The organism is Mesorhizobium sp. CA12 (assembly GCF_020165255.1).
Taxonomy (GTDB): Bacteria; Pseudomonadota; Alphaproteobacteria; order Rhizobiales; family Rhizobiaceae; genus Mesorhizobium.
In genome coordinates this window covers 24,016-47,113 of record NZ_JAIUHT010000015.1, presented here as the reverse complement: position 1 = coordinate 47,113, position 23,098 = coordinate 24,016, and the positions used below count along the sequence as shown (strand labels likewise).

Genomic DNA, 23,098 nt, shown 5'->3' with positions numbered 1-23,098 from the left:
GCATGCTGTTCGGCAAGACGATCCTCATCACCGGCGTCGCCTCGGGCATCGGCGCCCGCACGGCGGAACTCGCGGGCCAACTCGGCGCCGACGTCATCGGCGTCGACCTGCGCGAGCCGGCCGGACATCAGGGCGTCTTCGTCAAGTCCGACATTTCGTCCAAAGCCGGCGTCGACGACCTCGTGGCGCGGTTGCCGCAGCGCATCGACGCGCTCTGCAACGTCGCCGGCCTTTCCGGCAATATGGGCGCGGCGCCGACGCTCGCCGTCAATTTCTACGGCCTGCGCGCGCTCTCGGAAGCGATGGCGCCAAGGCTTCGCGAAGGCGGCGCCATCGTCAATGTCGCCTCCATCGCCGGCTTCGGCTGGCGCGCCAATCTCAACCGAGCCGCCTCGATGGTTGGCGTCGAGGGCTTTCCCGATGTCGCCAGAGTGATCGCCGACCACGCGGTCAAGAACGAGGAAGGCTATCCGGTCTCGAAGGAGCTTTTGCTCCTGTGGACCTTCCGCGCGGCGCATCAGGACCTGTTCAAGAGCCGCGGCATTCGCGTCAACGCGGTCAGCCCCGGTCCGGTCGAGACGCCGATCCTGAAACAGTTCCGCTCGGTCCTCGGTGACGCCAAGGTCGACAGCGATATCGCGCGCGTCGGCCGCGCCGGCACATCGGGCGACATCGCGCCCGTCGTGCTGTTCCTGTGCTCCGACGGCGCGCGCTGGATCAACGGCGCCAACGTGCCGGTCGACGGCGGCCTCGAAGCGTCGATCAACGCGGAAGTGCTTGGCTTCTAATTTTGCAACGCTCCAGCGAAAGCGAGGGAGAAACCCATGGACATCGGACTTCTGATTGACGGCGACGAAAGGGCGGCGACCGGCAAAGCCTCTTACGAGCGCCTGGACCCCTTCACCGGCAAGCTCGCGACGCGCGCCGCCGCCGCAAGCATTGCCGACGCCAACGCCGCGGCAGATGCGGCGGCGGCAGCCTTCGACGCCTGGTCGAAGACCGGACCTGGCGAGCGCCGGATGCTGCTTCTGAAGGCGGCCGACGTCATGGCCTCGAAGGTCGGGGAATTCACCAAGCTGATGATGGAAGAGACCGGCGCCACCGGACCCTGGGCGGGCTTCAACGTCATGCTGGCGTCCAACATGCTCCGCGAGGCGGCGGCGATGACCACGCAGATTTCCGGCGAGGTTATTCCATCCGACAAGCCGGGCACGCTCGCCATGGCGATCCGCCAGCCGGCTGGTGTGTGCCTCGGCATCGCGCCGTGGAACGCGCCGGTCATCCTCGGCACGCGCGCACTCGCAATGCCGCTCGCCTGCGGCAACACGGTGGTGCTGAAGGCCTCCGAACTATGCCCCGGCACGCATCGCCTGATCGGTCAGGTGCTGGTCGAGGCCGGCCTGCCCAAGGGCGTCGTCAATGTCGTCACCAACGACCCGAAGGACGCGGCGGCAATCGTCGAGGCGCTGATCGCGCATCCGGCGGTGAAGCGCGTCAATTTCACCGGCTCGACCAAGGTCGGCCGCATCATCGCCGAGCTCTCGGGGCGGCACCTCAAGCCGGCGCTGCTCGAGCTCGGCGGCAAGGCGCCACTGGTCGTGCTGGACGACGCCGACATCGACGCTGCCGTGAATGCCGCGACCTTCGGCGCCTTCATGCATCAGGGCCAGATCTGCATGTCGACCGAACGCCTGATCGTCGACGAGAAGATCGCCGACGAGTTCGTCGCCAAGCTTGCCGCGCGTGCCTCCAAACTTCCGGCCGGCGACCCGCGCGGTCATGTCGTGCTCGGCTCGCTGATCAGCAGCCAGGCGGCGGATAAGATGGAGGAGCTGATTGCCGACGCGACCGCGAAGGGCGCAACGCTCGCGGCCGGCGGCAAGCGGACAGGAACGGTGGTGGAAGCGACGCTCCTCGACCACGTGACGCCCGCGATGCGCGTCTATTCGGAAGAGTCGTTCGGTCCGGTGAAGCCGGTCATTCGCGTGAAAGGCGAGGACGAGGCGGTGCGCGTTGCCAACGACACCGAATACGGCCTGTCCTCCGCCGTGTTCAGCCGCGACATCCGCCGCGCCATGGCCGTCGCCGCGCGCATCCAGGCCGGCATCTGCCACATCAACGGCCCGACCGTCGGCGACGAGGCGCAGATGCCCTTCGGCGGCGTCAAGGGCTCGGGTTATGGCCGCTTCGGCGGCAAGGCATCGATCGCCGAATTCACCGACCTGCGCTGGGTGACGATCGAGGATCCCGGACAGCACTACCCGTTCTGAGGGTTCACCCCAGCGTCAGCCCGGCCTTCCTCGCCTCCTCGCGCAAGAACGGCAGGCCGACCTCGATCACGTCGCGCGGATCTTCCGCCACGGGCCGCCAGACGGCGAGCCCGCCGGCGATGTCGACATCGACATGGTTCATGCTTTCGAGCGTGATCGCGCCCTGGTAGCCGATGTCGGCGATGGCCTTCATGCAGGCCGCCCAGTTGAGCATGCCTCGTCCCGGCACGCCGCGGTTGGCTTCCGACACATGCACATAGCCGAGATAGGGCGCCGCCGCCTCGAAACCGGAAGCGAAGCTCTCCTCCTCGATATGCATGTGGTAGGTGTCGAGATGAATGAAGATGTTGGGCGCGCCGATGCGCTCGATGATCTTTGCCGCGTCGATGCCGCGGTTGATCAGGTGCGTCTCGTATCGGTTGCAGGGCTCGATGCCGAGCTTCAGGCCGCGCGACTTCGCCGCCTTCGCCGCGCGTTCGAGGAAACGGCACATACCGTCGATTTCCCTTTGCGTCGGCGCGCGGCCGGTGGTCTTGCCGATCGTGCCGTAGGTGACGCCGCCGAGCGCTTCGGCGCCGACCTCATTGCAGACCCGGAAAGCCGGTTCGAGGAAATCCAGCGCCTCGTCCGGCCGTTCGACCACATCGAGCGCGCGCGGCAGGCCGAGCGAGGGGACCAGTTCAACACGATAGTGATTGGCAAAGCTGCGCGTCCGCTTGGTGTCGATCTCCTCAGGCCGAAGCAAAGGGATCTCCATCAGCCCGATGCCGTATTCCTTGAGCCTGTCCACCTGCGGCTCGATGCGGGCGAGGTCCCAGACCGGTGCGATGGCGAAAGTATGCAGTCCGAACGTGTTCATGTCAGCCTCGTTGCTCATGCGCCGCCGCTGCGGCCGTATCGCCGCCGCCGACGATGCGGCTGACGACTTCGTTCATGTTGGTCCTGGCGGTGACGAGGTCGGCGTCCGCCCTGCCGTGGCGCAGCACGACGATGCGATCGGTGACCGACAGCACGTCGTTCAGCCGGTGCGAAATCAGGATGACGGCGATGCCTTCGGACTTCAGCCGCCGGATGAGATCGAGCACGCTCTGCACCTCGCGCACGGCCAGCGCCGCAGTCGGCTCATCCATGATGACGAGCTTCGGATCGAAGGTGAGCGCGCGCGCGATCGCCACCGTCTGCTGTTGGCCGCCGGAGAACGAACCGACCGACCGGTTTATCGACGGCAGATGCGCACCCAGCCGCTCAATCATTTTCGCAGCCTGACGATCCATCTCGCTTTTGTCCACAAAACCGGGGAACAGGCCGAACAGCCTTTTCGTTGGCTCGCGTCCGAGGAAGATGTTCGAGGCCACGTCCTGCTGTTTGGCGAGAGAAAGATCCTGGTAGATCATCTCGATGCCGAGCCGGCGGCGCTGGCCGGGATCCAGCGCCAGTATGTCCTTACCGTCGAATTCGATCGAGCCGGTGTCGGCACGGTAGATGCCGGTGATGGTCTTCATCAGCGTCGACTTGCCGGCGCCATTGTCGCCGACCAGCCCGACCACCTCGCCGGCTGCGACCGAAAGGTCGACGCCATGCAAAACATCGACCGCGCCGAAGCTTTTGCGGATGCCGCGCAGTGAAAGCAGGGTCATACCCGCGACTCCTTCCGCACCTGGTATTGGTCGATGAAAACCGCGAGGATCAGCACCGCGCCGATCGCCATCTGCTGGTAATAGGATTGCACGGCAAGCAGCGTCAGCCCGTTCTGCAAGACGCCCATGATCAGCGCGCCGATCATGGTGCCGAGGATCGAGGCGCGGCCGCCGAACAGATTGGTGCCGCCGATGATCGCCGCCGTGATGGCGGTGAGCTCGTAATTGATGCCGGCGGTCGGATCGCCGGCATTGACGCGGGCTGTGAACAGCAGGCCGGCAAGCCCGGCAAGCGCGCCCGACAGCGTGTAGATGATGCGGCGGTGATGCTCGACGCGGATGCCCGCGGCTCGCGCTGCACCTTCGCTATCGCCCAGCGCCAGCGTGTGGCGGCCGAAACGCGTATAGGCGAGCACCGCATGCGCGACGATGGCCGTCAGCACCAGGATGATCACCGGCATCGGGACGCCGAACGGCCGCCCCTGCCCGATATAGACGATCTCGGGCGGCAGGCCGTAGATCGCCCTGCCCTTCGAGATGACCAGCGCCAGACCGCGCGCCAGGCCCAGCATGCCGAGCGTGACGATGAAAGCCGGCACGAAGGCGCGGGTGACCAGTTGCCCGTTGATGTAGCCGGCGATCCCGCCGGCCAGGATGCAGGCGACCACTGCGAAGACCGACGGCCAGCCGAGATTGACCGCCACGAAAGCGCCTGCGACGCCCGCAAGCCCCATGACCGAGCCGAGCGACAGATCGAGCCCGCCGGAACCGATGACGAAAGTGGCGGCGATCGCCAGCACGCCGATCGTCGAGGTCGCGAGCAGGATGTTGAGGAAATTGCTGAGCGACAGGAAATAGGGCGACAGGAGCGCCATTGCCGTGCTCAGCGCCAGAAGCACCACCAGCGACTCCAGCCGGATGTGGAGCCTTTCGACGGATGCTCGCTGCACCCGAGCCCAGAAGCCGGGCTGTTCAGAAGCCATGTCTTTGCACCTTGAGAGAGGGCGGTAAGGCAGTAGGCAGTAGGACTTAGGCAGTAGAGAAATATAAGAGCGATCTGAGCGGTGCGAACCCGCGTGTCTCCCCTACTGCCTACTGCCTACTGCCTATTCCCTACTCACTTCACATATTGCAGCATCGGCTCCTTGCCGGCGTCGAGCACGTCCTTGGTCAGCACCAAAGTCGGCACGGCAATGCTTTCCGGAACCTTCTCGCCGCCGAGCGCCTTCTTGACGTTCTCGACCGCCTGCTTGCCGACCAGATAGGGAAGCTGCGCCACCGAGGCATTGAGGCGGCCTTCCTTGATCGATTTCACCGCATCGACATTGCCGTCGACGCCGATGATCGTCACCTGCGAACCCTTGCCCGCCGCATAGACCGATTCCACTGCACCAAGCGCCATGCCGTCGTTCGCGCAGAAGATGGCGACGAGATCAGGATGCGCGGTCAGCGTGTCGGTGGCGATCGAAGCGGCCTTGCCGCGGTCCCAGTCGCCCGGCAGCGAAGCGACGATTTCGAGGCCGGGCGCCAGCTCCTTCAGCTTGTCGGCAAAACCCTTGGCACGCTTCTCGCCGGTGATGTTGCCGGACAGGCCTTCGATCACCAGCACCGGACCCTTGGCGTCCTTGCCGAGCTTGTTGGCGAGATACTCCGCGCCCTGCGCGCCGGCGGCGATGTTGTCGGAGCCGATATGGAAGGTGACCTTGACGCCTTCCTTGTCGAGCACCGCCTGGTCGAGATTGTTGTCGAGGTCGACGATCTTGATGCCGGCGTCCTGCGCCGACTTCAGGCAAGGCAAAAGGTTGGTCGAGTTGATGGCCGCGGTGATCATCGCCACCGGCTTGCGCTCGAGCATGGTGTTGCAGAGGTTCAGCTGCGGTTCGGCTGCCTGATCGCTCTCGGCCGCCTGCTGGAAATACTTAACCCCGGCTTCCTTGGCGCCGTCCGCGACGCCCTGCGCCATCGCGCCCCAGAACGGGTTGGCCAGTGTCTTCATCAGCACGCCATATTCGCCGTCCTCGGCCTTGGCAACGCCGACGGCGGAAAACGCAAGCGCGACGCCCACGGCAAGGGTAAATCGATTTATCCTTGGGAAATGCGATATCATTCTATCCTCCGTTGATCCTTGGCGCCGGATGCCACGGCCAGGGCCGGCGCATGCTTCCGCTCACGACAATGGGGGCTGTTGTCGGTCTCCTCCCCCGGAATGCGGACCGCTGCCTGGCGAGCCAACGGATTCCCGCATCAACACCTGGCAGGGCTCGAGCCGCGCCGTGGGTGGTCCCACATCACCCTCGACCCTGCGAAACAAAAGGTTCATCGCCTCGCTGGCAATCCGGTGCACCGGCTGCACCACGGCGGCGATCGCCGGCCATGTCACCTGCATCCATTCGGCATCGTCGAAGCCGACCAGCGAGATGTCGTTCGGGCAATGCCAGCCACGCCGGCGGAACTCGGACAGCGCGACGAGCGTGCCCTTCAAAAGCAGCGAATAGACGGCGGTCGGCCGCTCTCCCCTGGCAAAGTAATCGCGCAGCGAGGATCGCAGCGGCTCGACGCTGACTTCCGAGGTGATGACGTCGATGCGCACCGATGGGTTGAGCGCCAGCGCCTGGCTGCGAAAACCTTCCAGGCGCGCGCGCACCGTCGCCGCCTGCTCCGCAAGGCCGATGACCAGGATATGACTGTGCCCATTGCCGATCAGCATCCGCGCGACCTCGGCGCTGGCTGCAGCGCTGTCGGCCGAGACCGTGTCGAAAGCGTCGTCGGACAAGACGCGGTCGATCAGCACGCCGGTCATGCCGTGGGCTTTCATGAAGGCGGCCGCCGGACCATGCTCGTTGCGCACAGGCGCCAGCACGACGCCCGCAACGCGCCAGTCATGCATGCGGGCAAGGATTTCCTTCTCGCGCGCCTCCGATTCACGGCTCGACGCGGCGACTAGTGTGTAGCCGCGCTGCTCGGCAAGGCCTTCGAGCTCGGTGACCATCTGACCGAAGAACTCGCTCTCGAACTCGGGCATGATGGCGCCGATGATGCGGCGCTTGGCCCTGCGCATATCGGAGGCTAAAGGATCGACGCGATAGCCCAGATGCTCGACGGCATCGAACACACGCTGCGCGTTTTCCGGCTTGACCGTGGTGACACCGGCCAGCACCTTGGAGACGGTGGCCGCGGACACACCGGCATGGCTTGCCACGTCGTGGATCGACGGACGCCGCTGCCGGGTTTGGTGTTGTGCCATTGACCTCTTCCCGAGGGCAGGCAGCCGATTTTCTGCCTCGCTATTGTAATCGATAAATCGATTTTTCGTTCTTGTAAATCGTTTCACCGGGAGTAAGACTGGAAAGAAGTGATTGACGCGATCCAATCGCGCCCGGAGGAAAAACATGCCCGACAAAGCCTTGCCGCTGGTCATCAGCGCGCCCGAACCGCGCACATTGGAGCTCATCTTCACGCCGCCACAGCTGGCGCGCCTGCGCAAACACTATCGCATTGTCGAGACCACCCCGGAAGGCGTTGCCGCCCTGCCCGCCGAAACCCTGGCCGAGGCGCGCTTTATCATCGGCCAGCCGCCGATTTCGGCTGACACGCTGGAGAAGCTGAAGGCGCTGCGCTGCATCTTCAACGTGGAGACCAACCTGCTCAACAACATGCCTTATGAGACGCTGTTTGCGCGCGGCATCCATGTCGTCACCACCGGCCTGGTCTTTGCCGAGCCGGTCGCGGAGCTCGGCCTGGCCATGGCGCTGAACCTTGCCAGAAACATCGTCGACGCCGACCTCGCTTTCCGGCAGGGCAAGGAATTGTGGGGCGGCGACGGCAACCAGACCGCACGCCTGCTTTCCGGCGCCGATGTCGGCATCATCGGCTTCGGCGATCTCGGCCGCGCACTCAACCGCCTGCTGACCGGCTTCCGCACCCGCACGAAAGTTTTTGATCCATGGCTGCCGCCATCGATCCTGATCGACAATGGCGTCGAGCCGGCCTCGCTGGACGAGGTGCTGTCGCAAAGCGATTTCGTCTTCGTCGTTGCTTCCGTCACCAGCGAGAATGAAGGTTTCCTGGGCGCCGACGCCTTTGCCAGGATGCGCAAGGGCGCGGCCTTCATCCTGCTCAGCCGCGCCGGCGTCGTCGATTTCCCGGCATTGATGCAAGCGGTGAAGAGCGGCCACATCGTCGCCGCGAGCGACGTCTTCCCGGAGGAGCCGCTGGCAAAGGACCATCCCGTCCGCACCCTGCCCGGCTTCCTGCGTTCGGCGCATCGCGCCGGCGCGCTCGATATCGCCTTCAAGCGCATGGGCGACATGGTGCTGGAGGACATGGACCTCATCGACCGCGGCCTGCCGCCGCTGCGCTCCAAGCGCGCCGAGCGCGAGACGGTTTCGCGCATGCGCTCCAAGCCGGTCGACAGGAATTAGTTTCGAGCAGGCTGCCTAAAGCGTCCCGAGCCGAAGCGCGTCGCGCGCGATTTGCCAGGCCGTCTCCACATGCCGCCGCGCCGCCGCCTCCGCCGCTTCCGGCTTGCGCGAACGGATCGCATCCATGATCGCCTGCATTTCGGCGATCGCCGGCTCGCGGCGGTTCTGCGACAGGATTGTCATCGAACGCAGCTGGTTGATGCGGACGTTGAGACCGGTGACGATCTCCCAAGCTATGCGCTTGTCGGCGGCTTCAAAGAGCACCTCATAGAAGCTCGCCGTCGCCCGCATCACCTCGGCCGGCACGCCCGACGCCCACGCCTCGAGCAGCTTTGCCAGCGCCGCATCGAGCAGCGCGATCTGACCGTCGGTGGCCGATGTGGCGCAGGCCTTCGCCGCAATGCCCTCCAGCAGCGCGCGCAACTCGTAGATCTCGTCGGTCCGGCCAAGATCAGGCTTCGCCACGGCCGGCCCATGTCCAGGTATCATCTGCACCAGGCCTTCGGCCTCCAACTGCCGCAGCACCTCGCGCACGACCGAACGGCTGACCCCGAGCTGGTCGCATAGCGGCCGCTCGACCAGCCTTTCGCCGGGCTGGAAATGGAAATCCATGATCGCCTCGCGCATGCGCTCCAGCGCCAGCGTCCTCAACGTTTTGGCGGAGCGGTCTATGCGAAGCGTGTCAGCCATTTTTCCTGAATCCTTAGCCTCGTCACAAAAACCGATTCCATGACCGATTGACAAGACGCATGGCACTCCATAGCATGGTATACCATAAGACGATACAGAAATCGATGGGCCCCGAGCGGCTCCCATCCTGAGGAATTTCATGCAGCCGGCCATCCGCAAGATCGTCACCTATACCGAGAACACCCTGATCGAGGGCGGCAAGACGGCCCCGCGGCCGCTGCGTCTGATCGGCGTCGCCGCGGTGCTCACCAACCCATGGGCAGGCCGCGGCTTCATCGAGGACCTCTCCCCCGAGATCCGCGCTTTCGCGCCGGTGCTCGGCGAAACGCTGACCAATGAGATTATCGGCGCGGCAGGCGCGGGCGAGGTCATCGAAGGCTACGGCAAGGCCGCCATTTGCGGCACGTCGGGTGAGGTCGAGCATGCGTCGGCGCTGATCCACACGCTGCATTTCGGCAATCACTATCGCCGGGCCGTCGGCGCCAAGACCTATCTCGCCTTCACCAATCTGCGTGGCGGTCCGAACACGCCGATCATGATCCCGCTGATGGACAAGAACGACGAAGGCCGCCGCTCGCATTACCTGACCGTGCATTTCCAGATCGGCGACGCGCCCGCGCCGGACGAGCTGGTGGTGGCGCTCGGCGCGTCCATCGGCGGCCGCCCGCATCACCGGATCGGCGACCGCTACCAGGATCTGAAGGAGCTCGGAGATCTGCATGGCTGACGCCGCGACGATCCGCAGCAAGGCGCCCGACGGCACCGGCTTCATCCGCGCCGGTTCGGGCGCGCCGGTCCTGCTCATCCACGGCGTCGGCATGGATGCCGCGATCTGGCAGCCCCAGATCGCCGCGATGCAGGACCGCTTCGACGTGATCGCCATCGACATACTCGGCCACGGTTCTTCGCCCCTGCCGCCGGAGAACGCCCGCCTGTCGGACTTCGCCGATCAGGCGATCCGCCTGCTTGATCATCTCGGCCTTGCCCACGTCGCTGTCATCGGCCACTCGATGGGCGCGCTTGTCGCACAGGAAATCGCGCTTCGCGCCCCGTCGCGCATCAGCGCCATCGTCTGTCTCAACGCCGTCTTCCGTCGCCCGCCCGAGCTCGCGCAGGCGGTGCGCGAACGGGCGGCAGCGCTTGGCCGGCCCGGCGATCCGTCGGCCATCGCCGCCACGATCGCCCGCTGGTTCGGCAACCCGATTCCGCCGGCTCTTTCAGACGCGGCCGCGACGGCCCGCGCCGCGCTCGAAAGCGTCGACGCCGAAGGCTATGCCCGCACCTACCGCCTCTTTGCCAGCGCCGACACCGCGCACACCGATCACCTGGCCGACCTTGCCGCACCCGCGCTGTTCATGACCGGCTCGGAGGATCGCAACTCGACACCCGCCATGTCAGCGGCGATGGCGCGGCTTGCGCCGGCGGGGCGGTGCTTGGTGCTGAATGGCGAAAAGCACATGATGACAATCGCTTCGCCGCAAAAAGTGACTCAACGGATAATGAACTTTCTCGACGAGGCGTCGAGTGCTTCCGCAGGCGCGGAGGCCGGTCCCGCATTCGACGCCATGGAATTTCGACGCGCGCTCGGCTCCTTCCTGACCGGCGTCACCATCGTCACCACGATCGACGAGGCTGGCGATGCGCGCGGCTTCACCGCCAACTCCTTCACCTCCGTCTCGCTCGACCCGCCACTGGTGCTGGTCTGCATTGCCAAGAAGGCGCTGGGGCATCAGGCCTTCTCGACTTCGAGAGGCTTTGCCATCAACGTCCTGTCGGAAGCCCAGAAAGCCGCGTCCGGTGTCTTCGCCTCAAAGACCGCGGACAAATTCGCCTCCGTGGCATGGCAGCCCGGGCAGACCGGCAATCCGCTGATCGAGGGATCAGTTGCGGTGTTCGATTGCGGCATGGAGCAATTGGTCGATGCCGGTGACCATTCGATCCTCATCGGCCGCGTCCATGACTTCAGCCACAATGGTGCCCAGCCTCTCGGCTACTGCCGGGGCGCCTATGTCACGCCGGGGCTTAGCCAGGAGGCGCTGGCGGCGAGCGCTCCCCCCGGAACCGAGGTCGGCGCGATTCTCGAGAAAGAAGGCCGCGTCCTCTTCTTCGAGACTGCCGAGGGATCCTACCAATTGCCGGCCGGTCGCGGTCTCGGTGCCGCGAACGATGCCCGCAGCCTCAGGGGAAAACTTGCCGCCAAGGCGATTGATGCCGAGCTCGGCTTCCTTTACGCAGTGTGGGACGACGCGACGGACGCTGCCCGCACGCACGTCTACTATCGCGGGACGGTGGACGCCCCCGTCTCCGGCGACGGCCAGATCCGGTTTGTCGAGATCGAACGCATCGCCGAATTGAAGATCGCCGATCCAGCAGTGCGTTCGATGCTCGCCCGCTACGCGCGCGAGCGCGCCGAAGACACGTTCGGCGTCTATGTCGGCAACGAGGTCGAAGGCGAGGTCCGGCCGCTCGCAAGGCCGGCGCCGTCGACGCCAAGCCATTCCGGCCCAATCCATTCCGGCCACCGGTGAGACCGATGAAATTTTCCCTTTTCGTCCATATGGAGCGCTCGGATCTCGCCAAGCCGCATTCCGAATTGCTTACGGAACTTGAAGAACTGGTGCTGCTGGCGGAGCAGGCCGGCTTCGAGACGGCCTGGATTGGCGAGCATCACGGGATGGAATTCACCATCTCGCCGAATCCCTTCATCAACATCGCCTATCTCGCCGCCAAGACGAAAACCATCCGTCTTGGCACCGGCACGATCATCGCGCCGTTCTGGCATCCGATCAAGCTCGCCGGCGAAGCGGCGATGGCCGATGTCATCACCGGCGGTCGGCTGGATCTGGGCATCGCGCGCGGCGCCTACAGCTATGAGTATCAGCGCGTCTTCCCGGGACTGGATGCGTGGGGCGCCGGCCAGCGCATGCGCGAGATGATACCGGCGATCCGCGACCTCTGGGACGGCGACTACGAGCATTCCGGCGAGTTCTGGCAGTTCCCGCCGACCACCTCCTCCCCCAAGCCCTTGCAAAAACCCTCCCCGCCGATCTGGGTGGCCGCGCGCGACCCGAATTCGCACGATTTCGCCGTCGCCAACCGATGCCAGGTGCAGGTGACGCCGCTTGCCTCCGGCGATAGCGAGGTGGCGAGCCTGATGGAGCGCTTCAATGCTGCCTGCCAGGCGCACCCGGACATCCCGCGGCCGCAGATCATGCTCTTGATGCACACTTTCGTGGCCGAAGATGCCGCCGACGCCGACCGACTGACCCAGGACCTCTCGCAGTTCTACTGCCAGTTCGGCGCCTGGTTCCAGAACAAGAAACCCGTCCGCCAGGGCGTTCTCGAGCCGCTGACCGAGGAAGAGATCGCGGCCATGCCCCAATACGCGCCGGACAAGATCCGGCAAAACCTGGTCATCGGCGAGGCCGACGAGGTGATCGCCAGGCTGAAGACCTACGAGGCGCAGGGCTACGACCAGTATTCGATCTGGATCGACAGCGGCCTTTCGCATGAGCGCAAGAAGAAATCGCTGCAGCTGTTCATCGACAAGGTGATGCCGGCTTTCCAGGAGGCGCAGTCGCGATGAGCAGCACCGCCTTCAGGAACTACATAGACGGCCAGTTCGCCGAAGCGTCCTCCACCTTCGACAGCATCGATCCGTCAACGGCCTTGCCCTGGGCGACGATGCCCGCCGCTTCCGTTGCCGATGTCGACCGCGCCGTGGAGGCCGCGCACCGGGCGCTACGTTCCGGTCCGTGGGCATCGATGACAGCGACGGCGCGTGGAAAACTGCTGGTCAGGCTCGGCGATCTCGTCGCCGCCAATGCCAGCCGCCTGGCCGAGCTGGAAACGCGCGACACCGGCAAAATCATCCGCGAGACGCGCGCGCAGATCGCCTATGTCGGCGACTACTACCGCTATTATGGCGGGCTGGCCGACAAGCATGAAGGCGCCTTCATCCCGATCGACAAGGCCGACATGGAAGTCACGGTGCGGCCCGAGCCGATCGGCGTCGTTGCCGCCGTCGTACCGTGGAACTCGCAGCTCTTCCTGTCGGCGGTCAAGCTCGGCCCGGCTCTGGCAGCCGGCTGCACCGTCGTTCTCAAGGCCTCCGAGGATGGGCCGGCGCCGCTGCTGGCTTTCGCCGAGCTCGTCCATGAGGCCGGCTTCCCTGCCGGCAGCGTCAACATCCTCACCGGCTTCGGCCATGATTGCGGGCACCGCCTAACCAGCCATCCCCTCGTCGCCCGCGTCGCCTTCACCGGCGGTCCTTCAACCGCGCGCCGGATCGTCGCCAACACTGCCGAGAACCTCGCCTACACCACGCTCGAGCTCGGTGGCAAAAGCCCGGTCGTCGTCTTCGCCGACGCCGATCTCGACAGCGCCGCCAATGCAGTAGTGGCCGGTATTTTCGCCGCCACGGGCCAGAGCTGCGTCGCGGGCTCGCGGCTTCTGGTCGAGCGTTCGGTCAAGGACGATTTCCTTTCCCGTCTGAACCGCAAGGCGGAAGCCATCGTCATCGGCGACCCGCAGGATCCCGCGACCGAGATGGGTCCGCTGGCGACGGCGGGCCAGCGCGAAAGGATCGAGGCGATTGTGGCGGAGAGCGTGGCGGCAGGCGGCCGACTGGTCACCGGCGGCGCGCGGCCGAAGGGCAAGGCCAACGGATACTACTACGCGCCGACCATCATAGAGGCGCAGGACCAGACTCTCGCCTGCGTGCGCGAAGAGCTGTTCGGTCCGGTGCTGAGTGTGCTTGCCTTCGACAGCGAGGCTGAAGCGCTGGCTTTAGCCAACGACACGCCATTCGGGCTCGCTTCCGGTGTCTTCACCTCAAATCTGGCTAAGGCGCATCGCATGGCCCGCGGCGTCCATGCCGGCGTCGTCTGGGTCAACACCTACCGGGCCGTCTCGCCGCTGGTCCCCTTCGGCGGCTACGGCCTTTCGGGTCTCGGTCGCGAAGGCGGCATCGACGCCATCCGCGATTACACGCGCTCGAAATCGGTGTGGATACGCACCTCCGACGACCCGATCCCCGATCCGTTCGTCATGCGCTGAGAAGGCATGGCGAGGTGCAGACAAGAACAAGAAACGGAACAACCAATCAGAGGAGAACGACATGAAACTGATTTTCGCCGGCATCCTTGCCGGACTGATGGCGACCACGGCCGCGAAGGCCGATGAAATGGTGTTCACCAGCTGGGGCGGGACGACGCAGGAAGCCCAGACCAAATCCTGGGCCGAGCCTTTCACCGCCTCTTCGGGCATCAAGGTGCTGCAGGACGGGCCGACCGACTACGGCAAGCTGAAGGCGATGGTCGACGCCAAGAACGTCACCTGGGACGTCGTCGACGTCGAGATGGATTTCGCCATCAAGGCGGCCAAGGACGGGTTGCTCGAGCCGATCGACTTCGCCGTCGTGCCGAAGGCCGATCTCGACCCCCGCTTCAGCAATGAGAACGCCGTCGGCAGCTTTTACTATTCCTTCGTGCTCGCCTGGAACAAGGGCGCCGTCTCCGGTGAGCCGGCAAGCTGGGCGGACATGTTCGACACCAAGAAGTTTCCGGGCAAGCGCACCTTTTACAAATGGTCGGCGCCGGGCGTGATCGAGATCGCGCTGCTCGCCGACGGCGTGCCGGCCGACAAGCTCTATCCGCTCGACCTCGACCGCGCCTTCAAGAAGCTCGACACCATCAAGTCGGACATCGTCTGGTGGGGCGGCGGCGCCGAATCGCAGCAGCTGATCGCCTCCGGCGAGGCCGCCTTCGGCCAGCTCTGGAACGGCCGCGTCTTCGCGCTCGAGAAGGACGGCGCCGATGTCGGCGTGTCCTGGAACCAGAACCTCACCGCCGCCGACGTCCTAGTGGTGCCGAAGGGCGCCAAGAACAAGGACGGCGCCATGAAGTTCCTCGCCGCCGCGACCAGCCCGACCGGCCAGGCGAAATTTGCCGAGGCGAGCGGCTACGCGCCGATCAATACCAAGGCCAAGGCCGAAATGCCCGCCGACGTGGCCAAGGGCTTGCCCGACGCGCATGTCGACGGACAGATCAATCTCGACATGAACTACTGGGCCGAGCATCGCGACGAGATCGCCACACGCTGGTACGCCTGGCAGGCAAAGTAGACGCCGTCCTTTCGTGACAAGGATCGGGACGGCGCTCGCCGTCCCGATCCCAATCCGGGATTACCGTCATGTCGGTGGAAGCACAGCAAGGGGTCGCAAGCCCTCGAATACCGGCAGGCCTCGGCGGCCTGCTTCCGGCGTTGATCCTGATCGGGCTCTTTTTCGGAGTGCCGGTGCTGGCGCTCCTGCTGCGCAGCGTCACCGACCCCGCTCCAGGCCTTCAGAACTATGCGGCGCTGCTGGGCGACGGCACCTATGCGCGGGTGTTCTTCAACACTTTCCTCGTCGCCTTTGTCGTCACCGTCGTCACCGTGGCCGTCGGTTTTCCGGTCGCCTGGATGCTGGCGATCATGCCGCCGGCGCTCGGCTCGATCCTGTTCGGCATCATCATCCTTTCGATGTGGACGAACCTCTTGACCCGCACCTATGCCTGGATGGTGCTCTTGCAGCGCACCGGCGTCATCAACCGGGCGCTGATGGGCGCCGGCATAATCGATCAGCCACTGCCGCTGATCAACAATCTCACCGGCGTCACCATCGGCATGGTCTACATCATGCTGCCCTTCATGATCCTGCCGCTGGTCGGCACCTTGCGCGCCATCGATCCGATGACTTTGCGCGCAGCCGCCCTTTGTGGTGCCAGCCCGCTCGCCGCCTTCAGGCGCATCCTGTTGCCGCTGTCTCTGCCCGGCATCGCCGCCGGCGGCCTGATGGTCTTCGTCATGTCGCTCGGCTATTTCGTCACGCCGGCGCTGCTCGGCGGCACGTCGAACATGATGCTCGCTGAAATGATCGCGCAGATGATCCAGTCACTGCTCAACTGGGGCCTGGGGAGTGCTGCCGCCTTCATCCTGCTCGTCGTCACCATGGCGCTTTATGCATTGCAGCTGCGCCTGGTCGGGTCAAAACGCGCGGCGGGAGGCACCTGAGATGCTGCTCGACTATGACCGCCTCGGCTGGTTGAAGGCAGCACTGCTCGCCTTCACCGCGCTGGTCGCCGCCTTCCTGCTGCTGCCCGTGGTGTTCATCGTGCTGCTGTCCTTCGGCTCGTCACGCTGGCTTGCCTTCCCGCCGCCCGGCTGGACATTGAAATGGTATCAGGAACTGTTTGCAGATCCGTCGTGGATCGAGGCCGCGCTGACGAGCGCCCGCATCGCCACGATGACCGCTATCCTGGCCGTCACCATCGGCCTGCTCGCCTCCTTCGCGCTGGTTCGCGGCACGTTCCGCGGCCGCGAAGTCCTGCGCGGGCTGCTGCTCACGCCAATGGTGCTGCCGGTTGTCGTTTTCGCCATCGCCATCTACGCCTTCTTCCTGCGGCTTGGCCTCGGCGGCACCACCATCGGCTTCGTCGTCGCCCACACCGTATTGGCGCTGCCCTTCGCGATCATTCCGATCGCGACAGCTCTGGAAGGCTTCGACAAGTCGATCGAGGATGCGGCCATCGTCTGCGGCGCCAGCCCGCTGCAGGCCAAGCTCAGGATCACTCTGCCGTCGATCCGCATCGGCATCTTCTCCGCCGCGATCTTTTCCTTCCTGGCTTCATGGGACGAGGTGGTGGTGGCGATCTTCATGGCGAGCCCCACTTTGCAGACCTTGCCGGTCAAGATCTGGGGGAGTCTCCGCTCCGACCTCACCCCCGTCATCGCCGCCGCCTCCAGTCTGCTGGTCGCGCTCACGCTGGCCCTGATGATCGTGACGGCACTCTTGCGCCGAAAGCTGCAGACATGACCCAACCCTTTCTCTCGATCCGCAAATTGCGCAAGGCGTTCGGTGCCTTCACCGCCGTTCATGATTTGACGCTGGATATTCCGAAGGGCGAATTCCTGACCTTCCTCGGGCCGTCCGGTTCCGGCAAGTCGACCACGCTCTATGCCATCGCCGGCTTCCAGGATCCGACCTCCGGCGACGTGCTGCTGCAGGGCAAGTCGCTGCTTTCAGTGCCTTCGCACAAGCGCAACATCGGCATGGTTTTTCAGCGCTACACGCTGTTCCCGCATCTGAGCGTCGCCGAAAACGTCGCCTTCCCGCTTCGCGTCCGCCGCCGGCCTGAGACCGAGGTCAGGCGCAAGGTCGCCGACATGCTCTCCCTGGTGCGGCTGGAAAGCTTCGCCGAGCGTCTGCCCGCGGCTCTCTCGGGCGGTCAGCAGCAGCGCGTCGCGCTTGCCCGTGCGCTGGCGTATGATCCGCCGATCCTGCTGATGGACGAACCATTGTCGGCACTGGACAAGAAGCTGCGCGAGGAGATCCAGGCCGAGATCCGACGCATCCATCGCGAAACCGGCGTCACCATCCTTTACGTCACCCACGATCAGGAAGAAGCGCTGCATCTGTCGGACCGCATCGCCCTCTTCAGGGATGGCCGCATCGAACAGATCGGCACCGGCGAAGACCTCTACCTTAGGCCCGCAACCGATTTTGTTGCCGGGTTCATCGGCAACTCGAATTTCCTCGCAGCCGAGCATCTGGAAACGGTGGGCGGCGCCTCGACCATCCGCCTCGCGGACGGCGCGCTTGTCTCCGGCATAAATGCCAATGGCAGCTTCGCGCCCGGACAGAAAACCAGGCTGATGATCAGGCCCGAAGCATTTCGCCTGGAGCGCTCGCCGAACAATGCGGAGCTTTCGGTCGAGATCGTCGATGTCGCCTTCTACGGCGAGCGCCGGCGTATTGTCGCGCGCACGAGCGCTGGACAGGAAATCGACATCCGGCCGACATCTTCGGCAGCGGCAACGCATGATGCCTCGCTGGGCAGGCGGCAGATATTCTTCGATCCTGCCGGCGCCTTCCTATTTCCTGCCTCGAGCAAAACCCCGAGCAAGGAGGTGACGTATTAACGGTCCCGATCAAAGTTGAACGCCCGGGCGAGCGTGCGCGAGTCGAAGAAGACCGACAAGGACGGGATCATCGCCATGATCCGGGCCTGCAGCAGCAGCTGTGGAGCACCTTTGCCGATTTAGCGACGAGGTTGCGGCTCACCGTTGGTGCGGCCGGCCCTCCGAAATTGGCCTCGAGCCAGGCAATGGCGCTCGCAACATCCTCGATGGCGAAGCGCGCGGTGGTCTCGCCCTGCGGCTTGACCCGGATCGAAATTCCCCCGGCGGCATTGACCGTTTCGAAGCCGTTCTCGTCGGACGTGTCGTCGCCAAGGAACACAGGACGCCTGCCGCTGAACGGACCCGTCTGCATGAAGCGCCGGATTGCGGCGCCCTTGGCGGCCTCGAGCGGCATCAGCTCGACGCCGGCATTGCCGGCGATGACACGGTAACCTTTCGGCAGGCGCTCAAGCGCTGCCTCGACCAATTCCGTCGCCCGTGCCAGAAGCTGGGGCGCTGCTCTCGTATGGATGGCGAGCACAGGTCCCTTGCGCTCGACATAGACGGCCTTGCTTGCCAGCTCCAGTTCGATCTCGTCGGCGAGCGCCGCCATGTCCGCCGGCTCGTCGGCGACCTCGATCCGGCCATCCGGCGCAAGCCTGTGTTCCAACCCATAGAGGCCGGCGATCCTGAGCTTCAAGGGATTGAACAGATGGTCTACGGCCGCGATCGAGCGGCCGGTGATGAAGGCGAGCGCTCCGTCCAGCCGCCGTTCAATCGTCTGCAGCAATTGCCGCAGCTCGGCGCTGACCGACACGCTGTCGGGATGCGCCGCGTGCTCCAGCAAGGTGCCGTCGATGTCGAGGAAAAGCGCCCACCGGCCTTCGGGAAGCGGCGGGGTAAGGTCTGCCTGACTATTCATCGGAATCCGACTGCCTGTTTGCGTTCGAACATGGAAACGACATTGTCGCCGGTGGGACTTGCCGGTCGGTCGTATAGGGCCGTGACCCGGTCGAGGTCGCCGCGCTTCCTGAGCCGCGCTGCGTCGAGCAGCATGCTGCCGGCCCAGCGATAGACATTGTTGTCGCGCACGATGTCGCGCATGCGCCGCATGCGCTCGTGCTGCTCGTCCGGCCCCATGGTCATCGCCTGCAGCATCGCCTCGCTCATCATCGCCGCGTCGTACGGATTGACGATCAGCGCCTCCAGCAATTCGCGCGAGGCGCCCGCGAAGGTGCTGAGCAGCAGCACGCCCTGCTCGTCGTCGCGCGACGCTACGAACTCCTTGGCAACGAGATTCATGCCGTCATGCAGGCTGGTCACGAGGCAGATGTCGGCGGCGCGATAAAGCTCATAGACCGCGGCTTGCGAATGGTGCTCGGCCACCATGACGACCGGCTGATAGGATTTGCTGCCGTAGCGCTGGTTGAGCTCGTCGGCATAGCGCAGGCATTCTTCGTGAAGCTGCTTGTAGGCAGGCAGCGTGCCCCGGCTTGGTGCAGCGATCTGCAGGAATACGACGTTGCCGATCGTTTCTGGATGACGGATGAACAGTTCCTCAAGCGCATGGAAGCGATCGAGGATGCCTTTGGTGTAGTCGAGCCGTTCGACGCCGACGCAAAGCTTGGCGCCAGCTGGAATTCTGAACCGCTTGCGCACGCGCGCCCGGCACTCCTCGACGCTCGGAAGCTTTTTCAGCAGCTCGACCGGCCACTCGATCGAGATCGGATAGGAATGCACGAGCGTCACCTGGCCGCCATAGGAAATGGCCGCGTCGGCCCGCTCGATCCGGCTTTCCATGAAACGGTCGACGCTTTCGGTGAAGTTGTTGGCGTGGAACTGGGTGTGGAAGCCCACGATCGAGCTGCCGAGCAGGCCGTCGAGGATGCGCTCGCGCCACGGGCAGATGCTGAACACTTCCGAGTTCGGCCACGGTATGTGCCAGAAGGTGATGACGATCGCCTCCGGCAGGCGCTCGCGGATCATGCGCGGCAGAAGCGCGAAGTGATAGTCCTGGACCAGCACGATCGGCCGCTCGTTTCGCGCTTCGGCAACCACCGTCTCGGCGAATTTGCGGTTGACGGCCTCATAGGCCTCCCAGTCGGATTCGCGGAAGATCGGGCGCGTGAACGCAATATGGCAGAGCGGCCACAGGCCCTCATTGGCGAAGCCAAGATAATAGCCCTGATATTCGTCGTCGCTCAGCCAGACGCGGCGCAGCGTGTAGGAAGGATTGCCGGGCGGCACTTGCACGCGGTCGTTCCTGTCCACCACCGTCCGGTCGGCACTGCCGCCGCCATAGGCGATCCAGGTGCCGGCGCAAGCGCGCGTGATCGGTTCCAGCGCTGAGACCAGTCCGCTCGCCGGCACGACAAGCTCGACGTCGCCGTTCCTGGTTTCGTTGTGGATATAAGGCTCGCGATTGGAGACGATGATGACCTGCGCATCCGGCAACTCGTCAGCGAGGATCTTTCGCAACGTCTCCGGCGACCATGTGACCAGGGCCGCGTCGACCGACTGCCCGTTCTTTTCGAATTCGCGCAGCACCTTGCGCGCGGCCTCTGTGGCGAAGTCGTCGCCGGGGCCTGCCACAGCCGAAATCCTCGGGTGATTGCGACGGTACCGGGATATCGAAATGAAAATCGCGAATGCGGAAAGTCCAAGGCTTGCGAGAATAAGGACCAGTAACAGAACGCTGTATTGTGTCATTGAAATGCCAGGCTGCCTCCGGCTGTCCGCTCATTATTTTCGTTCTTGCCGGCTGCGGACGGCAGACCGGTCCACCTGTGCAACGCACAAGCCGGCCATGGGTTCCGACATTTTTCGGTTGTTGAACGCGGGCTTGCGACGCCTTCTTCTAAGTCCGCACGATAAGTGGCACCTGGCCTTCATGACGATCGGAAAGGAAGGCGGCGACACGGTCGCCGACCCGTTGGAAGGTCACATCGACGACCTTGTCTCCGACACTCAGATGCCGGAGCATCAGGGTGTCGATACCGATCGGCAGCCTCGGGCGCGTGACATGCAATTCGCCTTTCCAGCCATCGATTTCCAGGCCCAGACAGGCCTGCATCAGCATGAAGGTTGAGCCTGCCGACCAGGCTTGCGGCAGGCAGGCCACCGGATAGGCGATCGGCGCTTCGCCCGGCGCCCGGGCGAAACCGCAGAACAATTCGGGCAGCCGCATATTGAAATGAACGGCCGATTCGAAAGTGCCGCTCATCAGCCGCACAACGCTGTCGCGTTCGCCGTAGCGGGCGAGGCCCACGCCGCAAAGCGCAGTGTCGTGCGGCCAAATCGAGCCGTTGTGGTAGGACATCGGGTTGAAGAACACCGCATCGTCGGCGAGCGTCCGCAGCCCCCAGCCGGAATGGAAGGCAGCCGACAGCAGCTGCTCGGCGACCAGCTTGGCGCGGTCGGGCTGCGGCAGCCCGACAAAAAGCAGGTGCCCGGCATTTGTCGTTCGAACCTTGCAGGGCTGGCCCTCGCCATCGATGGCCAAGGCGTAGAAATTCAGGTCGTCCAGCCAGAAATCGCGTTCCACGGCGATCCGCATTTCCTCGGCGCGGCCCTCCCAGTGCTCGGCGTCGGCGAATTCGCCGCGGCGGCGTGCAAGCGCCGCCATGCCGCGGAAGGCGGCAAAGACATAGCCCTGCACCTCGACCAGCGCGATCGGTCCCTTTGGGATGCGCCCATCGGCGTGAAAGACCGAATCGAAGCTGTCCTTCCACCCCTGGTTGGCGAGGCCGGACTCGGCGGCGCGCTGGTAGGTGACGAAACCGGTGGCGCGGCTCGCCTCCTCCGTCCAGTCGGCAGCGGCTTTCAGCGAAGGCCAAAGCTTGTCGATGAAGGCCATGTCGCCGGTGCGGTCGGCATAGGCGGAAGCCAGATGGATATAGAGCGGCGTGGTGTCGACGCCTCCGTAATAGCGGCCGAAAGGAAGCTCGCGCAGCGCCGCCATCTCGCCCTTGCGCGTCTCATGCATGATCTTGCCGGGCTGCGAATCCGAAAAGGGCGACGTTTCGGTCGCCTGGTGCTCGGCCAGAAAAGCAAGCACCCCGCGCGCCAGGCCGGGATTGAGCCAAAGCATCTGCAGGCTTGAGATCACGCCGTCGCGCCCGAATGCGGTCGAAAACCATGGGATGCCGGCATAGGGATAGGGGCCGGTCGGAAGCTCGGTGGTAAGCAGCGCCACGTCGGCGCGGGCGCGCTCGACCCAATCGTTGAACACGCGCCCCGAGCTGTGCACCGTGGCGCCGTGCCTGCGCTTGGCGCGCATGCCGAACCGCGCGCGCGCCGCCGCGGCGCGGAAGCGGTCGCGATCGGGCGGGTCGGCGATCGCGGGGCCGACCTCGACATAAAGCACCTTTCGGCTGCGCTTGGTCACGGCGATGAGGAAATCGGCGCGATTGTCGCTCAACTGGTCTGGCGCCTGCGAAAAGGAGATTGCCGAAAGTCGCGGCAAGCCGTCCAGGCCGTCATAGCCGAGCAGGACCGTGGTCTTGTCGGTCTTGGCGATATGCGTGGTGCCCCGCTTCACCCGGGTCGAGCCGCGCACCTCGAACATGTCGCGAAAGTCGGCGGCGAAATGCAGCGACGCGGTTATGGTGGAATGCTCGCGGCTGTAGTTGGAAAGCGTGATGCGCTCGAACAGCCTGTCCTGCCAGATCAGCCTGACGCGCTCGATATGGATCGCGCCCTGCGGCATATCGCGGCCGGCAGCGCTTTGAATAGGCAGGTTGGTCAGGTTGGACGTGAACAGCACATTGTCCTGGCTGAGCGATGCACCGAGCAGCGACATCGGCCTGCCGCCGATGGTCAGCCGGAATTCGGACAGCACGCGCGTGTCGTCGCGGAAGAACCCGTCGCCCGAACCCCTGATGTCGCCATAGGCGTCGGCGACGGCGAAGCAGTCGCCCTGCTTGAGGGCAAAAAGCCGGTGCGGTTCTCGCGGCGCCGTCTCGTCGAGCGAGGAAAGGGCCACGGCAGGATCGAGCTTGCGCTCGTCGAGCTCCGTCATTCGTCACCTCTTCGGTTGCCCCACCCTAGAGCATGATGCCGAAAAGTGTGAGGCGGTTTTCGGACGACATCATGCTCTATCTCTTTGATTTGGAGCCGGATTCAGATTTCAGGTCGAACA

The 23,098-nt window shown here is 64.8% G+C and carries 20 protein-coding genes; 11 read left to right on the top strand and 9 right to left on the bottom strand.

All coding sequences use genetic code 11. The annotated features are described in order from the left end of the window. Positions 1-2: 2 nt before the first annotated feature. Both LB520_RS22660 and LB520_RS22655 read left to right on the top strand, forming a co-directional pair. Positions 3-788, top strand: coding sequence for a coniferyl-alcohol dehydrogenase (locus LB520_RS22660; RefSeq protein ID WP_224523338.1), 786 nt, complete (start codon positions 3-5; stop codon positions 786-788). A gap of 36 nt (positions 789-824) precedes the next feature. Next, positions 825-2,270: an aldehyde dehydrogenase gene (locus LB520_RS22655; protein WP_224639446.1), complete on the top strand. Its 1,446-nt coding sequence runs from the start codon at positions 825-827 to the stop codon at positions 2,268-2,270. A 4-nt stretch (positions 2,271-2,274) separates the two neighbouring features. On the opposite strand, the gene LB520_RS22650 is transcribed toward LB520_RS22655, so the two are convergent. The 5 genes from LB520_RS22650 to LB520_RS22630 all read right to left on the bottom strand — a co-directional run bounded on the left by LB520_RS22650 (position 2,275) and on the right by LB520_RS22630 (position 7,151). After that, the gene (locus LB520_RS22650) at positions 2,275-3,129 is read right to left on the bottom strand and encodes a sugar phosphate isomerase/epimerase family protein (protein WP_224639445.1); all 855 of its coding nucleotides are present in this window, start codon (positions 3,127-3,129) and stop codon (positions 2,275-2,277) included. Position 3,130: 1 nt separating this feature from the next. Further along, a complete protein-coding gene (locus LB520_RS22645) occupies positions 3,131-3,907 on the bottom strand; it encodes an ATP-binding cassette domain-containing protein (RefSeq protein ID WP_224639444.1) in 777 nt (258 codons plus the stop codon). After that, positions 3,904-4,890, bottom strand: coding sequence for an ABC transporter permease (locus LB520_RS22640; protein WP_224639443.1), 987 nt, complete (start codon positions 4,888-4,890; stop codon positions 3,904-3,906). Before LB520_RS22640 ends, LB520_RS22645 begins: the two co-directional genes overlap by 4 nt. A 134-nt stretch (positions 4,891-5,024) precedes the next feature. After that, positions 5,025-6,014, bottom strand: a complete 990-nt coding sequence (locus tag LB520_RS22635; protein WP_224522932.1) for a substrate-binding domain-containing protein — start codon at positions 6,012-6,014, stop codon at positions 5,025-5,027. Positions 6,015-6,074: 60 nt separating this feature from the next. Continuing rightward, on the bottom strand, positions 6,075-7,151 hold the full coding sequence (locus LB520_RS22630; protein ID WP_224609906.1) for a LacI family DNA-binding transcriptional regulator: 1,077 nt from the start codon (positions 7,149-7,151) through the stop codon (positions 6,075-6,077). Positions 7,152-7,296: 145 nt separating this feature from the next. Here LB520_RS22630 and LB520_RS22625 point away from each other — a divergent pair, with 145 nt between their 5' ends. After that, entirely contained in the window at positions 7,297-8,328 is a 1,032-nt protein-coding gene (locus LB520_RS22625; RefSeq protein ID WP_224639442.1) for a hydroxyacid dehydrogenase, read from the top strand. A gap of 15 nt (positions 8,329-8,343) precedes the next feature. Here LB520_RS22625 and LB520_RS22620 read toward each other — a convergent pair whose 3' ends face one another. Beyond that, complete coding sequence (locus LB520_RS22620) at positions 8,344-9,018, bottom strand: GntR family transcriptional regulator (protein ID WP_140838959.1); 675 nt, start codon at positions 9,016-9,018, stop codon at positions 8,344-8,346. Positions 9,019-9,157: 139 nt separating this feature from the next. Here LB520_RS22620 and LB520_RS22615 point away from each other — a divergent pair, with 139 nt between their 5' ends. From LB520_RS22615 to LB520_RS22575, 8 genes are all read left to right on the top strand, one after another. Further along, positions 9,158-9,745: an amino acid synthesis family protein gene (locus LB520_RS22615; protein ID WP_224639441.1), complete on the top strand. Its 588-nt coding sequence runs from the start codon at positions 9,158-9,160 to the stop codon at positions 9,743-9,745. Then, on the top strand, positions 9,738-11,546 hold the full coding sequence (locus LB520_RS29315; RefSeq protein WP_318012124.1) for an alpha/beta fold hydrolase: 1,809 nt from the start codon (positions 9,738-9,740) through the stop codon (positions 11,544-11,546). The genes LB520_RS22615 and LB520_RS29315 overlap by 8 nt, the downstream gene beginning before the upstream one ends. 5 nt (positions 11,547-11,551) lie before the next feature. Next, positions 11,552-12,604, top strand: a complete 1,053-nt coding sequence (locus LB520_RS22600; protein ID WP_224625593.1) for an LLM class flavin-dependent oxidoreductase — start codon at positions 11,552-11,554, stop codon at positions 12,602-12,604. After that, positions 12,601-14,076 carry an aldehyde dehydrogenase gene (locus LB520_RS22595; RefSeq protein ID WP_224639440.1) on the top strand — a complete coding sequence of 492 codons (1,476 nt, stop codon included), beginning with the start codon at positions 12,601-12,603 and terminating at the stop codon, positions 14,074-14,076. Before LB520_RS22600 ends, LB520_RS22595 begins: the two co-directional genes overlap by 4 nt. A 61-nt stretch (positions 14,077-14,137) precedes the next feature. Continuing rightward, the gene (locus LB520_RS22590; protein ID WP_224639439.1) at positions 14,138-15,142 is read left to right on the top strand and encodes an ABC transporter substrate-binding protein; all 1,005 of its coding nucleotides are present in this window, start codon (positions 14,138-14,140) and stop codon (positions 15,140-15,142) included. Between the two features lie 68 nt (positions 15,143-15,210). Beyond that, positions 15,211-16,071: an ABC transporter permease gene (locus LB520_RS22585; protein WP_140838972.1), complete on the top strand. Its 861-nt coding sequence runs from the start codon at positions 15,211-15,213 to the stop codon at positions 16,069-16,071. A 1-nt stretch (position 16,072) separates the two neighbouring features. Continuing rightward, positions 16,073-16,873, top strand: a complete 801-nt coding sequence (locus LB520_RS22580; protein WP_140838974.1) for an ABC transporter permease — start codon at positions 16,073-16,075, stop codon at positions 16,871-16,873. Beyond that, complete coding sequence (locus tag LB520_RS22575; protein WP_224639438.1) at positions 16,870-17,979, top strand: ABC transporter ATP-binding protein; 1,110 nt, start codon at positions 16,870-16,872, stop codon at positions 17,977-17,979. The genes LB520_RS22580 and LB520_RS22575 overlap by 4 nt, the downstream gene beginning before the upstream one ends. Before the next feature lie 67 nt (positions 17,980-18,046). Here the strand turns inward: LB520_RS22575 and otsB are convergent, their stop codons facing one another. From otsB to LB520_RS22560, 3 genes are all read right to left on the bottom strand, one after another. Further along, complete coding sequence (otsB, locus tag LB520_RS22570; protein WP_224639437.1) at positions 18,047-18,880, bottom strand: trehalose-phosphatase; 834 nt, start codon at positions 18,878-18,880, stop codon at positions 18,047-18,049. Beyond that, positions 18,877-20,667, bottom strand: a complete 1,791-nt coding sequence (locus tag LB520_RS22565; RefSeq protein ID WP_224639432.1) for a trehalose-6-phosphate synthase — start codon at positions 20,665-20,667, stop codon at positions 18,877-18,879. The genes otsB and LB520_RS22565 overlap by 4 nt, the downstream gene beginning before the upstream one ends. A gap of 148 nt (positions 20,668-20,815) precedes the next feature. Beyond that, positions 20,816-22,978 carry an amylo-alpha-1,6-glucosidase gene (locus LB520_RS22560; RefSeq protein ID WP_095769803.1) on the bottom strand — a complete coding sequence of 721 codons (2,163 nt, stop codon included), beginning with the start codon at positions 22,976-22,978 and terminating at the stop codon, positions 20,816-20,818. Positions 22,979-23,098: the final 120 nt, after the last annotated feature.